The organism is Leptothoe sp. LEGE 181152, from assembly GCF_032906605.1.
Taxonomy (GTDB): domain Bacteria; phylum Cyanobacteriota; class Cyanobacteriia; order Phormidesmidales; family Phormidesmidaceae; genus Leptothoe; species Leptothoe turfae.
Genome location: NZ_JASATU010000010.1, coordinates 122042 through 139557 on the forward strand (window position 1 = coordinate 122042; position 17516 = coordinate 139557).

Sequence of the window (17516 nt, forward strand, 5' to 3'; positions counted from 1 at the left end):
AGGGAAAATCCACAACCAATGAGACCACCAAAACCCTGCATATGGTACAGAGTCCGTCTGTGGATGGATACAGTGCTACCAGTGGAATCGCACCTAAATGGGCTATGACAAAAAAAGAAACAACAGGCCAATCAAGTTGGGCTTTTTGCACAGTGAGCCATCTAAGGCCATTGGACATTTGCATAGTAGCCTTCGTAGGTAACGTCTTTAATCTGTTGTTCAATATGGTTGATTTACTGACTGGCTATATTTGGTCTTCTGTTGACTTCAGGAGAGACATCATAGTGAAAGCTTGGACTTGACTCATCAAACCTATTAGACAAGATATAAAGTCTGATAAGTCATATCTCCAATATTTCGAATCTTGAAAGAAATTTGATGCCTTTTGAGTCGTCTAATATGGCGAGCTAATTCATAGCGATTCAAAATATCAATGGGTAAATGATTGGTCCCTTGAATGGTCTCTAGACACTGATCACTTCAACAGAAGCAGGGAAAAGTATTGAATAAATCCCATTCTGTTGAAGGATAAAAGCGGGTAATAGGTTCACCAACTTGCATAAGTTTTATACAAATAACGTCGCCTGATGAGTTCCGCTGGACTCATAATGCTTCTGCCTCATTTAACCTTATTAGGTGTACTGCAATAACTAATCCCAGAGCTAGACAACAATATTTAATATAACGATGATCCCTGGCAGAAAAAATCCCGAAAAGTTCAGGTTGATTCAGGTAAAAGTTCAGGTTTACCCAGGTATTGAAGTAATAGAGCCGTCGCAAAATAAACGATGTGTGCCATAGCTAGATGTCGACAGTAAAATGCTAGCTATGGCATATATTCTCTCGGCTACGGGTATGTGCGAGATCCATCGTAGACGGTTGACCAGTTGGGCAAAGCGTGGGGCATCGCAGCAAGAATTGCAGCTAGTTCTGAACTGGTTACTTGTGGAAAGTGGACTATCCCCCCGGGGAACAGCGAATTTTCTGGATGAGGAATTGAGGATTGGGCGACAACACAATAACAAAGACTCTTATGGTGATAAGGCATATATTTTACATCGTTTTCATAGCAATCCTATCGTTGTCATGCAAAAGGCTTTGGCCATCAATCCGGTGCAGCGCAACACCGAGACCATCGACACCGATTTATTCCCAAACTGTGCACCATTCTCGTAACGCTTCTTTATATGACTGAGTTTTACACGGCATTAGCACAGCCAGATATCACCAAAGCTGAAGCTTTTCGTCAGGCACAGCTAGACCTGATGCAAGACCCACAGCTAGCCTCCTCTCACTTCTGGACTCTCTTTGTTCTGGCGGGTAACTGATTATAAATCTGATAAATTCAGTTGGTGATTTTGCTGAAATTTGTCTCGTGCCCCTGAACTGAATAGCATGAGTCTATTTGCTAACTGCATTCTTTGAAAAGTTGTTGCTATACACCCAAAAAGCGCTTGACAACTTTTATCGAAGTGTAGTATCATCACATATATCTCTTGAGATTTTGAAATAGCGTTATTACTTCAGAAGCCTAAGGAAGTTGTTGAAACGACTGTAGAAAATTCTTGCAATGCTTTCTGGGCCGTGGTTTTTCTTTTGAGGTTTATTTGATGTAAGACTGCTTGAATGCCTTTAAACAGTCTTATGTGAGAGAAAAGAAAACCTCAACAATCTGATTCTCTCTCAGTTTTCTTTTGAATCCACTGGATAAAGAGCCAGGCTGGCTTTACCTCCATGATCTAGGCTTCACCTTGAAAGTGGTGTCTTCAAGTATGTTTCATTAATGCAAAAAGTAGGGTGTAACAATGAGTAGTACAGAAACAATTAACATCAAAAACCTGAAGGCCTTTCTAAGAAAAAATAAGAAAATTGATTTTCGAACCGCCGATTTACTCCACGCTTCGACTCTCGATACCTATAAGTGGACTGGTTTAGAGGACAATAAGGAAGGTCTAATCACGCAGCTTAAGGCCTATCAGCGTTTATTAAGAGTTGTTCCCAATGGTCAAGAAGACCTCGCTATAAAGTTGCTACAAAGCGGATTTCAATCTGCTTTGCAAATTGCCAATACGCCCAGAAAAATGTTCATACAAGATAATCTTAAAACCTTTGGTAATGACAGAGCCCTGGCCCAAAGTGTGTATAAGCGTGCGGTGGCGGTGCGTAAAGTTGTTGCATTGCAATATACGGACCGTGCCCAACAGACAGGGGCCCACAGCCGTGTAGCTGGTCTTGCTCGCTAAGTCTAATCTTGCTCGCTAAACAAAGCTATCCCTGAAGGCTGGCCAATCATCGACCAGTCTCCGTTTTGATCTTAAGAATATTCCCCCCACATTCATTTCTGGAACAGAATTCCTATGAGTATGATCTCCAACATTCCTAACTACGCAGATCTCTTTGGTAACATCGACTTTAAGGCAGGTGACGAGTCTCGTTCTGTTTATTCTCCTGCAGCCTATTTGGTCGACCTGCTACAAATGCTGGACGATGAGTTTGTGACCGACGAAGCTGATGAGGATGCCGTCGATTTTCACTCACGCCGGAGTGATATCCAAGGAATTGATCTGGATGCCGAAAACACTACAACGCTGATTCCCTATCTGGATATTGTCAACGAAGTGCTAGAGGGTCGGGTTGACAGTACCGACTACGAAACACGAGAAGCCTTAGAAGCAGCAGTCTTCGGTGTCTTGGAGGGGGCAAGCTATCCTTTCAACATGCCGTTTTCCCTAAATAGTGAAAAGGTCAAGAACCATCTAAATCACCTAGGCATCACGGCCCATGAGTTGCGTCGTCTCTTTGCGACTACAGCAGACTACACCACCGTGGCGCGGGAATACCTGGGGCTGTCTACAGCAGAGTGGACGGCTCTGTTAGAACCTGATGAGGTAGCTGCCTCATCTGTCATGGCCTATGGTTATATAGCGAACTATGACATCGAACTATATGATTCCCTGGCGGATGTTGACGCTCTGCCGGAGGGTGGGACAAGCCTGGTAATTGCGGCAAAAATTGGTGCTTTATACTACATTCGTATCTTTGACAGTACTGGAAGCATTATCTTTGATCAAAGTAGTGATGACTTTTCAGACTCAACTGAACTGCTGTCTCTATTAGCGGAGATATTCGAGGATATCTCATCAATTGATGCCGATAAAACGGCTGAATTGCTAAGCGAAATTAGATCCAGTCAAGCAAGCGTTCTCAGCAACCATTTAATCAGTCTGCTATCCACCGTCACCAGCTTTATGGAGACAACGGATCTAGAATCCCAGGAGATGTTGGAACTGCTGTACCAAAATCTTTATGTTGACCCGTCCGATCATTCCGCTGTTGAAGCTGGTCGTGGGAGTTTTTATATTAATACCGGTACCAGCAATGGCACAGGCTATGTCACTTTGAGCGATGACGAGACTACTCTGGAGTGGTCCGATGGCGGTGCTGTACCGATTGAGTGGTTTGACCGCACCAGTCGTTTTGTGCGGCTAGCGCAGAAAACAGGTCTGAGCTTTACCGACTTAGACCATATTTTGCGCCACTGTTGTCAGGTTGACAGTGTACCTACGCTAAGTGCCGATACTCTAGTATATATCGCCCAGGTGGTCTATATTCACAAGACTTTGGAGCAGCCTCTTGATACAGTTGTTGCCATTCTAAGTGAGATCTCATATGTGGGTAGAACCAATGAGGATCTGCCTCAAGACCAGTTCAACCGGATTTTTAACTTGCCCTGTGTGTCTATCGATGAAAAATATTTTTATATTACGGATCAGACTGGGGAGCTTCCGGCTCAGTATAACGACACTACTTACCATACCTATACTCAAATCGACTATGCAGAAGATTTATTTAGCGATGACAATGATACCTATCGTCAGCGTCTGCGCCATGCTTTAGGGTTTACTGAAACCGATCTGATCAATATTACTGAACGTCTGGAGTTTGAAGAGGTCGCTGACAGCAGCCTTTGGGAGAACACTGGCGATGCATACCAGTGGAATTTGTTAAATGTGCTTTACCGTATTTCGGCCTTATCCAATGCGCTGGATGTACATTTCCTGGAGTTGTTTATTCTCTTTGACCTGCTGGAGCAAGATCCCTTTATCGGTCGACTAGATTCCCAAACTCACTTTGTCTATCAGGTGCCCAGTACTCAAAAGTGTTTTGAAATCTTGATGGCCCCTGTCAACAGCGATACCCACAGCATCAGCGATCAGCTGTGGCTGTTTGAGTCTCTGATGGCCTTGACCAAATGGATGAAGGAGTTTGGCTACTCACCAGAAATGCTGTGGGCAATTGTCAACGGTGCCCCCATGACCGACCAGGCAGAAGAGACTCAGAATGCCCAGGATCTTGCCCTTTACAATACGCTTTTACAAAGCTTTCAAGCCAAAGAAATGCAGCCGGATACCCTGGCAGATGCGCTAGGCGATCAGCGGGCTTCTCACTTTGCCTTTAATTTGATGCAGCAGCGCCAGGAGGGGATGAGTGGGGATATGCCGGGCGATATGGAGAAGTCTTCCTATCGCTGTAAGTCAGGTGCCCATAAGAAGCGGAACAGATATAAAAACCATAGCAAGAAGCTGGGGATGCACCATATGCCGAGCATGGCTCACGGCACGCTCTCTATGCTGTCTGCCTATCCAGAGTCGGGGATGCATCCTAAGGCTGCCAAGGGCTATCATCGGCATCTGCTAATGGCCTATGAGCCCCGCAAGATCCAGGCATTGACTGAAGAGTTTATTCAGCAGCTGGCGGTCATTCACGACTATGAATTTGTGGACTTACAGTTTGGGGGCAAGCTTCACGAGAAAATTGTTAAGAACCTGATTAACCATCAGGTGATTGATGGCAGTGGCAAACTCTTGACCCAAGATTGGATCGATGGTCAGCTGCCCGCTGTGGAAAACTTTCAGCTAGAGTTCGATTTTAGTGAAATTCGTCAGGATGTCTTTGAGATTATCCACGGAGTGTACCAGGAGGAAATGGCGGGCCAACTGGACGAGAATGACGAGATTCAAGTGCAGGTGTTTAAGTCAGACTTTGAGGGCTTGGGTCTTTCTGTCGCTGAGACACGGGAACTGTACGACAATCTGATTTATAACGACTACATAGATGAGCAGGGCTTTGTCACAGATGTGGCGATGTTTAGTCATGCTGACGGCGTTGATGAGTTGTTTCTCGATGCAGATTTGGCAGAATTGACCGATCAGGTGCATCATCTGCTCCAGCAGCAGCTAGATAAATTTGCAGCCAGTAAGATCCAAATTAATGCTCAGATGTTTGCTGAGCTGGATCTAGATCCAAACGCCCTTAAGGATTTAATCCGCAACCTGCAGATGAATCGCTACATTGACAAGCACATGTTTGTTGTCGACAAGATGCGCATTGTTGATGAAGGACCGAGGATGACGGGGCTGGCGCTACAGTTTTATCCCCATCGCGAGGCCATTTCTAAGGTATTGCATAATGCCATTGTTGCTGATCAGGCCACCTGGCTACAGCTAGATCAGAACGAATTAGCCAAACTAGCAGCCAAGACAGTATCCCGCTGGGTGCATGAGGATCTGCAAGAGGATGGGTACTTAAACGGTAATCAGCTGCAATCGGGTGCAGGTGCCTTCTTTAAGCAGGAGGACAATCGCGAAAGCTTTGGTTTGCGTAACTATTTTGATGATAGTCAGAATGCGATCGCATTTGACCACCTAGCCAGCATCGTCACCTATGCCGACCAGTATCGCCTCCAGGATGAAAAGCTCACAGCCCTGGAATTTAATGCCGACGAAATCGAAGCCTTAAAGCACAACCTAACCGACATTGACGTCCTGGATGAGCAAGATCTTCTGCAGGCCGATCGGATTCCCTTTTTTCTGGTGCCGGAAAATGCTGCCGCCTTCCATCTTCCGGGCTTTGAAGACTACAACCTGGAAGTGTTCTTCCAAATCCACGACATTGCCAAAGCCATCAATGGCACAGTCAAGGCTGTTGACCAAGCGCTAAAAGCCCACACCGACGAGCAGCAGAGCGCCATTATCGAACAGCTGCAGGGAGTGCTAGGCATTAACCCAGATGCGGTCAAAGCCCTATCCCAGGCTGTGTTTAAGACTGAAAACAACTTGCATTTTGCTTGGTTAAAGCCCCTGCTAGAGGACGCCAATGCCCTGGGCCAGCTAGATGAACTCCCCAACGATATGCACTACGCCCAGGCGGTAAAGCGCATTCGTCAGTTTGCCTTGTTAATTAAACAACAGCAGCTGGATATCCATGAGATTACCCTGGCCCTTGAAGATCAAGAGCTGGTAGCTAAATTTCCAGAAGACTTGATCTTACCTGATAATCCTGACAGCGGCAGTCCCATTACCAGCGTCGATGCCCTCTTAGAGACAGACGAATTTATCTATCTCTTCAAAGATGATTACTACTGGATTTATCTGGCCAAAGACTACACTCTAATCGACAAAAAAGAGATAGATCTAGATAGCGAGGACGACCAGGACCTGGTTGATCTACAAAAAGACGATGAAGCCCTGCAGAAAAGACTTAAAGAAGACCCCATTCGCCAGCTATTTGACGAAGAAGAGGAGCTGAATCAAGTGGATGCGGCCTTTATTGATCGCCATGGTACCTGGGTAATTATCAGTGATGCATCCCACTATGTGAGATATGCCGATGGCGATAGTTGGGACAAGCGAGATAACACCTTTGGCCAGGTGGATAACGACTTTGACAACCTGGAAATGATCGACTCGGCCTATGTGGATTCTGAGGGGAGGCTATTCCTATTTGCCAACGATAAATATGTGCGGTACTCAGATATCGGCTCCACCCTAACCAGTAGCCTTACCGTCGATCAAGGCTATCCCAAGTCCATTGCTGAAGACTGGAACAGCGAGAATCTGGCGATTCAACTGCCCGCTGAGTATGGGGAGGACTTAGGCCCCATGTTTGACGGGGGAGATCAGTACAGCTACGCCTTTTTAGGCAACACCTATGTCTCGTCAGAGGATGGCCAAGTGCGCCCTGCTGCCGAAAAATGGGGGCACCGGGAACATAACTTTGGCCACCCTAGCCAACTGAATGCGGCCCTGGCCTGCCAGGGGAATTACTACCTATTTTTGGACAACAAAATTGCCAAGTATGTGGGCAGCATCGAGCTGGCCAACCTCCAACCTGAAGACAGCTATCCCAAGGGGATCCATCAGGAATTTAGCGGCCTGCCCGATGAATTTACCGCTGGCATTGATGCCGCTCTCTATGGCTGGGATGGAACCATCTACCTGTTCCGGGATGATGAATATGTCAGCATCGACCCTAGCACCAATACTGTCAATGAAGTGACCGACACTACCGGGGAAGTCACCCTGGCCCAGGTAACCCGTGAGCAATGGGGTAAAGTGGCCAACGATATTGCCGATAGCGGCACGGTGGATGCCGCCTTTGTGGGACTGGATGGATACACCTATTTGTTCTCCGGTGAACAATATGTGCGCTATTCCGGCCATGACTATACCCAGGTGGATGATGGCTTTCCTCGGGATATTGCCGAAGATTGGGAAGGGCTTACCACCGTCACCGCTGCTTTTGTGCTGGGGAACAAGACCTATCTATTTGGTACTAAGACCACCGAGACTACCGAGACCACTGAGGTCACCGAGGCTGAGATCGGCACAACCACAACCACTGAAACTGTTGACGGCGTCACCACCACCACCATTACGATTAGTGCAGATGGCACAACAACGACAACCACAACCACAGAAAATGTATATGTACGCTACTCTACCCTGCATAAGGAGGAAGACGACTACCTAGAGGTGGATGAAGAAGACCCCAATGCCCGCGTCATTGAAACGGTGTTGGCTAATCGCCCTGATGTGGATGAGATCGAGGTGTTCCCTGCCCTGGTGAACGATGACTTTTGGAGTTTGCCAGAGAGCGTCACCAATGGGGCGACAGATTTCCAAATTGATGCAGTGATGAATGGCCCTGAGGGGAAGGTTTACCTGTTCTACCTGAGTGCCGAGGATGGTCTCTACTACTACATTGAGCATAATTACTCCAATCGCTGGTGGTCAGAACCCAAAGTCCTTTCAGATCAGTGGGATCGCAATGTCAATGGGCTGGCTGATGAGCGAGTAGTCGCAGCCTTAATGGGGACAGATGGCAAAACCTACCTGTTCTATGGTTCTAAATTCCTGCGGTTTTCTGATGCTGAGCTACGCAACATCGACTATGGCTATCCCCGCTTGACCCATAAGGTTTGGGGTAAGGTGCGCAACAATATTGAAAGAACCGGTAAGGTAGATGCCGCCTTGATTGTAGAGTCTCGCTGGGAGGAGCAGGATAAGAACGGTCAGCTGGTGGATATGACGGCTAATCACACCTATCTGTTCTCTGGAGATCAGTTTTTCCGGTATGTGAACAGTGACTACAGCACCGTTGAGCAGGGCTATCCCCGCTCTATCCATCGCCTCAAAGACGAACCCCGTTTCCGAGGCTTACAAGTCGCCTTCCCTGAGGGCATTGATGCCGCTTTTGCCGATCAGCGTCAGGTCTATCTGTTTAAGGGAGACAGCTTCCATGTCGTGATTGGCGATGAAGACAACTACAAACAGTATGACAACGACGCCTTTGCCGATGTGCAAGCGGCACTTCAGGAAAGAGGAGAGAACTACATCCTCAGCGGCGACACCTGGTATCAAACCAGCCACCTGGAAGCCCGTACACTCACCCAAACAGAAGCCACTCCCCGCACGGTACAGCGGGTGGAATCACTGCTGGAATCCGATGCTCAAGCCATGACCGATGTAAGTGCAATACTCCACGGCAGCGATGGCAAAAGCTATGTGTTTGCTGGTGACAAATACTACGATGTTGAGCTGGAGCAAAGCTTTACCATTGCCGACGTCTGGGGGCGTTCCCGCAATCCCATCTACGACCAGGAAACCATTGATGCCGCCTTTGTGGGTCGCGATGGGGTGACCTATGTGTTCTCTGGGGAGTGGTTTGTGCAGTATGACGCCGATACCTCAGACTATACCGCCAGCACCGTCACCTATCCGCCCCGCCGCATTAGCGACAAATGGCGGGGGCTCAACAATGTTGCCCTGGCCTATGTGTGGAAAGAAGACACCTATCTGTTTGAGCGTCCCGATATGGATGGCAACTTCCGCTATCTGCACTACATCAAGGATAGCTATGACCAGCCGGTGCCCCTATACGAGGGGGATTTCAGCCTGTGGGACATGCCGGAAGAGTATCAAGAGGAAGGATTTGATGCCATTGATGCCATCTTTGTCCACGAAGAGAATCTAATCTTTATTAGCGATCAGAAGTTCCTGAGCTTCAACCTTGACACTGAGAACTGGGGCTTTCCCCAGCCCCTGGAACTGCTCTATCCGGAGGTTCCGTTTAATAAAACGGACTTTCAAACCTTAAAATCTGGGTTTGTGGGTAACGATAGCACCGTCTATCTCTTTAGCCAGGAACGCTATGCCGCCTTTGACGACAATGACGATGACTGGACGGTTGTGACAGACATCAAGGATGCCTGGGGACGACAGAAAAATATTTTCGACAGCGATAATCGGAAGAGCCACTGGCTGGATGCCGCCTGGGTGAATCCTAGCGATCGCACCACCTATCTATTTGCTGGGGACTCCTATGTGCGCTACAGCGGCGACGACTATCGCTATGTAGATGAGGGCTATCCCAAAAAGATTGCCACCTATTTGCGTGACGAACCCGCCTTTGCCTTTATGACCAAAGAGTTCCAGCAGCATTTAGATCAGCTAGAGGCAGACTACGACGGCGAAACCCCATTCTTTGACGGCTTGATGGACAATGGCCGCTGTCTGTATTTCTTTACCAACAACACCGTCTTTACCGGCAGCCCCAACAAATATGTGGCCTACGATATTGATGGCCTGGGCCATATCGACAACAACTTTACCCTGGGGGGCTATATCGATGCCGCCTTTGTGGCCGCTGTCGATGACACTGAAAAACAGATGACCTATCTGTTCTCTGGTGAACAATATATTCGCTATACAGTGGAACAGACAGGAGATACCCCCTACCGGGGCGACTGTTATCGCTATGTGGATGAGGGCTATCCCAAGATTATTGGCGAAAGTTTAGCTGAGGAGCTGGGGTTAGACAGCCTACCGGAAGACTATCGCAACGGCATTGATGCAGCGTTTTACCTGGCCACCGATGCCAGCGAGCTGGGGCTAGTGCTGTTTAACGAGCGCAATTATCACCACGTTACCGACCTACAGACCGATAGTGCCGCCGGTACCGAAGGGGAGGTAAATGCAATTTGGGGCAATCTCGACAATACCTTTACCAGTGAGTCTGGCACCCAGACCGTTGATGGGGCCTATGTGGATGGTGAAGGCAAATTGCTCGTCTTTAAGGACCAGCAGTTTGTGTGCTACAGCGATACGGCAAACCTGTTTGCCCTTAACCCCTACGATGAGCCCCGCTACGTGGATATGGAGTATCCCCGTGATATTAATGAAACCTGGCCTCAGCTAGATGACACTATCCTCACCGACAGCGGTGTGAGCACTGTCTTTAAGTTTGAAGATGAGATCTACTTCCATACGGGAGAAAAGTTTGTCACCCATAACCTGGACCTGAGCGACCACGACGCTGAAAAGCCAGTGCAGGTGCTGGCCTATCGCTGGGGAGAATGGTCTGATTATCTCCTGAGTGATATCCATGCCATCACTCGGTTTAAAGACCTGGGCCAGCGTTTTACTGGCGGTAATCTCACTCTGACAGAACTGATCAGTGGGGCCAAGGGCAAGGTGAAAGAGCCCTATATGCACTTTGCCGCCATCTTTAACTTTGAAAAAGAAGACGTACGCTGGGTCAAACAGCGCAATGCCTTCCTGGCGGACCCGGTGAATGTGATGGAAGAGGACTTCCACCTGGAGCTGGTGCTGCGTCTCTACGATATTCTGGCCACTACCCAACGGATGCGGGCGGATGTATCAGAGCTGTATAACAATGTTTGGCGGCCCCTCTACGACTCTGACTATTGGTCCAATGGTCAGCCTGATGTGAGTAGGGCGGCGACGGGTGCTTACGATGTGCTGGTGTCGGTGGACTGCGATAACAACTATGCAACCCTGGTTAAACAGATTACCAATGAGGTCAATACCCTCAAGCGGGATGCCCTGGTGCCCTATGTGATTGCCAATGATGATGAGATCACCACCACCCGACAGCTGTACCAAAAGCTGCTGATCGATATCCAAATGGATAGCTGTGCGGAGACCTCGCGCATTAAAGAAGCAACAGCGGCGGTTCAGCTGTATCTGCATCGTTACTTTATGAATCTAGAAGAGGTCACTCTGGAGGGTGATGACACCAGCGATCAAGAGGCCCTGAAGGCCAATCTGAAGGAACGGTGGGAATGGCTTCAAAATTATCGGGTGTGGGAAGCGAATCGCAAAGTCTTTCTCTATCCAGAAAACTACATTCGTCCTGAGCTGCGGGATGCGGATGTAAAGTCTGCTGCCTTTAAGGCCCTGGAGTCGAGTTTGACCCAAGGGAAACTTACGGATGAGTTAATCGAAGAGGCCTATGTCACCTATCTGGACTCTTTTACAGAAGTCTCTGAGTTGACCATTGCCGGGGGCTATGTTTACGACGATACCAGTTCTGATACCAACAACAAGGTGTTGGTGCTCTTTGGCCATACCCGCACCGACCCAATGCGCTATTTCTATCGCTTTGCCACCTTTGTTGGTGGAGAGAGCTCCGCCATTATCTGGGACCCTTGGGAAGAGCTAAATATTTCCATTGAAGTGGACCATGTAAAACCGGTCTATGCCTTTAATCGAGTGTTTGTGTTCTGGGCTGTGATTGAGGAAAGTGCAGAAGATCCTTCCTCTGCCGTTGTCACCACCAGCGGCAGTGATAGCAACCAAACGGTTTCTAGTCAGGGTAATAGCCAAAAGGAAATCAAGATTTACTATTCCTTCTACAACCTCAACAAACGTTGGAGTCAGCCTCAGTTACTGCAGACTAGCTTTGAAGAGACCAGCTACACAACAACACTGACTCTCAATGATACGGCCCATACATTGACCGATCTCAAGACGTCTTTGTACATTTCCGATGCGGATATTTTTGTTGAAAACTCCAGCAAGTTAAGCGATGACGATTACGAAAATATCTACATCAGCGTGCGTTACTATCTGAGTGACACCTATGATGACTCAAGTCCTGCCGGGCCTTACTATCGCGCCTATAATCTCACACCAGAACTGTACTCCCAGGAAGCTGCAACCCGCAGCATAGAGAATCGTGGCCAGGAACTGTTTGCTCAATTGTTTCCAGAGGAGAGCAGTATTGAGGAAGATAAGGTGGTCATGCTGAGCTACAGCGATGACTCTATAGATGGCCCCTGGTTTGCCTATAATTACAATGGCTCTGGCTTTTTGGTGAAACCAAATGAGACCGCCCTATCCGACGACATCGGATTAAAGGCCATGAGTTCGGATGCCCATCTCTCAAACATCACCTCAGAAACTAGCATCAATGCAGCCGTACAGGTGTTTGACGATGATGATATCTACTATTTCCTGGACGATGGCACGTACATGGCTGTTTCTGTTGATGGTGATATTTCTGAAGGTCCCCAAGCCATTAGCAGCCGCTGGGGTATTCGGGCTATCGAGATAGACGATAGCATCACCATTGATTCAGCGTATATTGCTGCTGATGGCTCCGCCTATGTAATCCTGGAAGGAGCAATGTATAAATATGATGGTTCCTCCTTCTCTACCTTGACAATAGTCTCTGAATTATCAGAGACCATTACCGACTTGCCAGATAGCTGGAGCACCGTTGACGCTGCATTTACCTATGGTGATGTAACGTTTTGGTTCAACAATAGTGACGGCTCTATCTTACGCAGCGACAGTACCGATAGCAATACGGTCTCATTTGTCGATAGCTTTGGAGTATCCCTCGAAGAACAAGATGATGACTCTAGCATTATTGAAATTGACCAAATTGATGCGGCCTTAATCGGTACCGGGACAGTTGGCACAGAAGGAAAACTCTATCTATTCTGTGGGACACAATATCTCCGCTACTCCGTGGATAGTGATACTAATGAATTTAGTTCTACTCCGGATGCAGATTACCCCAAGACCCTAGCCGACAACGACGAGGGACTGCCCCAGTGGACTCAGGTAGATGCGGGCTTCACCTTTACGGATAGCGCTGAAAACGATATTACCTATTTATTTAACAACGAAAACCATGTGTACTATCAAAGCAACGCTACCAGTAGCGAGCCTTCTACTACTATTGGTCTTTGGGGTGCTGTTGAATCTACCAACTTGAATAGCGAAGAACGAGTAGATGCGGCCTATGTTGCCGATAACTGTTTATATCTGATTCTCAATACGGAGGACAGTTTTGGTAGCACCAAAACAGAGTATTATCGCTATTCGTTGTCAGATGATACGGTGCCACAATACATCGACAGTGATTACCCCAAGACTTATTCATCATTGTCATCAGACGACATATCAAAAGTGGCGAGTAGTTGTGCTAGGAAAATAGAGATTGTTTACGATGAGCTTGACGATCTTGATGTGGATCTTGAAGAAATACTTACCCAGCTTTCAACCATCCAAGACACTTTTGAAAATGCTGGCGATATGGCTGACTTTGAGACTGCAGTCATTAACATAGAAAATGTTGTCGCTGATCTAACTGATCTAACTACAAACGGTTCGACACTTCTGACAACGATGGAGTCAGAGATCGCAAACTTATCCTCGCTATCGACATCACTAGAAAAATTCATCACTAACAGCAGACTAGGTGATGAAATCGACGCTGCTTTTGTGCTCGAAGATGACAATGATGACGATGATGACAGTAACGATAGTTACTGTGTCTATCTTTTCTCAGGTACCAATTACTATCGTCTTAAGAACCTCAGTGAAACGAGTCAGCTAGATACTCCACTGTCGATTTCAGGAAGTTGGGGAAATATACCTGCCGACATCCGCTCCGCTGGGATAACGGCTGCTTATAATTACACCAACAGCGACGTCTCTAAACTGTATTTGATTCAGGATAGTTATTACCTGGCATACACCGACGCCTTACCGTATGAAATTGATACTGTGAAGTATGAAGTGATTCGCCTAACATCCAGTACGGCTGAGCAACTTAACCAAATCCTATTCGCAGGTGAGATTAGTGACTTTCTAAAAATGTCAACCCAGGAGATAAATGAATCACCTGCCATCAGCTTTGACGACTCAAGTCCTAACAATATTCAGATGAGTAGTACCTGGTTCAATACAGAGCCGGTTAACAGCCATCTCGACTTCAACAGTGCCAACGGTCTGTACTATTGGGAAATCTTTTTCCATATACCTTTCCTGATTGCTCAGACCTTAAATACGGATCAACAGTTTGAATATGCCAAAAAGTGGTACGAATATATCTTCGACCCCACAGCAATATCTGATTACTGGAAGTTTCTCCCGTTCCTGGCGGTCGATCCGGATGCGTTGCTGACTACCCTCACCAACGATTTAGACGCCTTTGAGGCTCTTACCAGTACGGATACAGTGGCAACTGCTCGAACGGCTCTAACCAATCTAGATAGCATGTTAGCTGGCTACCAGAAGGTGTTTCTCGGCCAAGAAGATCTAGATACATACGAGGATGCCTCTGGGACAGATCTGTCTACTATTGCAACCTGGGAATATGTCACTGATCTCGAGTCAGCCATCAACAATCTCGCAACCACTGCTGACGAGTTGTTGGCCACTTGGCAAAGTGAAATGCTAGAAGTAGTGGCAATCATTAAAATTCTTGATTCTCGTCTTGAGCTGATGCGCAATTACAGTGCTCAGTTAGCAGAATACTTAGACGATCCCTTTGATCCCCATGCCATTGCAGCCCTGCGTCCCATTGCCTATCGCAAAGCGATCGTTATGCGCTATATCGACAACTTGCTGGACTGGGGTGATATGCTCTTCCGACAGTACACCCGCGAGAGCATTAATGAAGCACGGATGCTGTACATTTTGGCCTATGACATCTTAGGTGAAAAACCCAAGAATATGGGCCGTGTGGTACTGGAGTCCACTAAGAACTACAGTGATTTCTACACCGATCAAGACGGCAATTCGGTAGATCCCAATGAAGCTTATGATTTCCTGATTGATCTAGAAAACACAGTCACCGATGGAGTGGTCGATTATGAACAAAGCCTGAGCTTTGCTGCTACCCAGTTTGATACCATCACTAATCCCTATTTCTACCTACCAGAAAACGAGCTGTTCACCGAGTACTGGACCCGAGTAGAAGATCGCCTGGGTAAAATTCGGGCTTGTCTAAACATTGACGGTGTGGCCCAGCCCTTGCCACTGTTCCAGCCCCCCATCGATCCCATGGCCCTGGTCAGTGCCGTGGCTGGCAGTGGGGGCATGGCTGCCGCCGCTGCTATGGCGGCTGGTGCGGCGACGGTGCCCGACTATCGCTTTAGTTCCCTGATGGCCAAGGCGCGGGAACTGGTGACCAAGCTCAATGGCTTTAGCGACGCTCTACTCTCCGCACTGGAGAAGAAAGATGCTGAAGAACTAAGCCTTTTACAGAACAAACAAGAATCCATACTGCTTGACCTCACCACACTGTTAAAGGAAGAGGCCATTCAGGAAGCCGAGCAATCTTTGCTGAATTTGCAGGAAACTAAACTGGGGGCCGAGCAACAGGAAACCCACTATGCCGATCTGATTGATGAGGGCTATCTACCCGAAGAACTGACACAGCTGTCCATGATGGGGATTGCGGCCACATTGCATGGGGTGACCGCATTGAGTAAATACATGTCTGGTCTTTCCTACATCGTGCCGCAGTTTACGGCGGGTCCCTTCAGCTTTGGTGTCACCACTGGTGGGGAAGATATTGGGTCCATGTTGGCCCAATTCGGTGAGGCCATTCAATCTGGAGCTGAGGCCCTGAGTATGGGGGGCGAGGTCGCTGGTGTGGCGGCCCAGTTCAAACGCTCAGCGCAGGATTGGGCTCTGCAAAAAATGATGGCAACCAGTGAAATCCAACAGCTGGAGTATCAGATTCAATCGCAGCAACATCAGCTTGCGATCGCAAAGCAAGAAAAAATCATCCACGAAAAGGACATCGAAAACCACCACGCCATTGCCGATTTCATGAAGAATAAGTTCTCCACTGCGCAACTCTACAGTTGGATGAGTGGCAAAATCTCGGGCCTATACTTCCAAACCTATAAGCTGGCCCACGATTACGCCAAACAAGCAGAACAAGCCTTTGTCTTTGAAAAAGGTGTTGCCGCCAGCCAGGTCAACTACATCAACGGCATGTATTGGGATAGCCAGCGCAAGGGACTGCTGTCGGGTAATAGCCTGGGTCATGACCTGGATCGTCTAGAAAAGGCCTATCGAGAAACCGATAGCCGTCGTCTGGAAATCACCAAGAGTATCTCGCTATTGGAACTCGACCCCATGGCGCTATTAAATCTCAAGACTAAAGGGTTCTGCCAGTTCCGACTATCAGAAGAGTTATTTGACTATGATTTTCCCGGACATTACAACCGCCAGATCAAAACCGTCTCCCTGGCCTTTGATGTGGGCGAAGGGCAGCAGGTAAATGCCACCCTGAGCCAGCTCAGCAGCAAACTGGTCATGGCAGCGGACATCAAAGCAGTGAAACACCTGATTGATCCCTCCAATGAAGCCACCCCCAATGTCCGCGTCAACTGGCGCGCTAACCAGCAAGTGGCCCTCTCCCATGTGGATCAATACACCGAAAACAACGGCATGTTTGAGCTGAACTTTGGCGATGAGCGCTATCTGCCCTTTGAAGGCACTGGAGCCGTCTCCAACTGGCGCTTAGAACTCAATGGCATGAAAGGGTCCTACAACCCGGCAGACTTGTTGGATGTCACCGTCAAGCTGCGCTATACCGCCAAGCAAGGCGGCAGCCGCTTTGCCAACGAAGTCAAAGGCGTACTGAAACCGTACCATGCCACCAGCTTCTTTGACCTGGCCTACAACTTCCCCGATCAGTGGGCAGCCTTGACCAGCGGCGATGTAGATAAAGCCGAGATTACCTTTACCCGCGACATGTTCCCCAATATGAGCAGCAGCAAGATTATTGGCCTGTTTATGCACTATGAATACGCCGACGACCAAGGTGGAGCGATCTTTACCATCAACGATGATCTACAGGTGCCCAACAACACCTACCTGCAACCCCACACCATCAACGTGGGCCAAAACGGCAGCAGCTGGACCTTTATGCTTAAGGGCGATGGCAGCACCTTAAAGAATGCCGAGATGGTCCTGGTTTATAAAGCGAAGGTTTAGCTAGCATCGGTTCCCCTATAGCCCAAAGGGCATGCGCTAAAGCGTAGCGTAAGGGGAACCAACGGAGGGGTCTTCGACCGTTAGCGCCAGTTATCCAGCCCCCTCCCTGACGGTTCCCCTTGG

4 protein-coding genes are annotated in these 17516 nt (G+C 48.1%); all 4 read left to right on the forward strand.

All coding sequences use genetic code 11. From position 1 onward, the window contains the following. The first annotated feature begins 828 nt into the window (after positions 1-828). The gene (locus tag QGP82_RS06335) at positions 829-1176 is read left to right on the forward strand and encodes a hypothetical protein (RefSeq protein ID WP_499057814.1); all 348 of its coding nucleotides are present in this window, start codon (positions 829-831) and stop codon (positions 1174-1176) included. Positions 1177-1187: 11 nt separating this feature from the next. Next, a complete protein-coding gene (locus tag QGP82_RS06340) occupies positions 1188-1328 on the forward strand; it encodes a CHAT domain-containing protein (RefSeq protein ID WP_163697026.1) in 141 nt (46 codons plus the stop codon). Positions 1329-1805: 477 nt separating this feature from the next. Then, a complete protein-coding gene (locus QGP82_RS06345; protein ID WP_499057816.1) occupies positions 1806-2243 on the forward strand; it encodes a hypothetical protein in 438 nt (145 codons plus the stop codon). A 114-nt stretch (positions 2244-2357) separates the two neighbouring features. Continuing rightward, a complete protein-coding gene (locus QGP82_RS06350) occupies positions 2358-17393 on the forward strand; it encodes a Tc toxin subunit A-related protein (RefSeq protein ID WP_499057818.1) in 15036 nt (5011 codons plus the stop codon). Positions 17394-17516 lie beyond the last annotated feature (123 nt).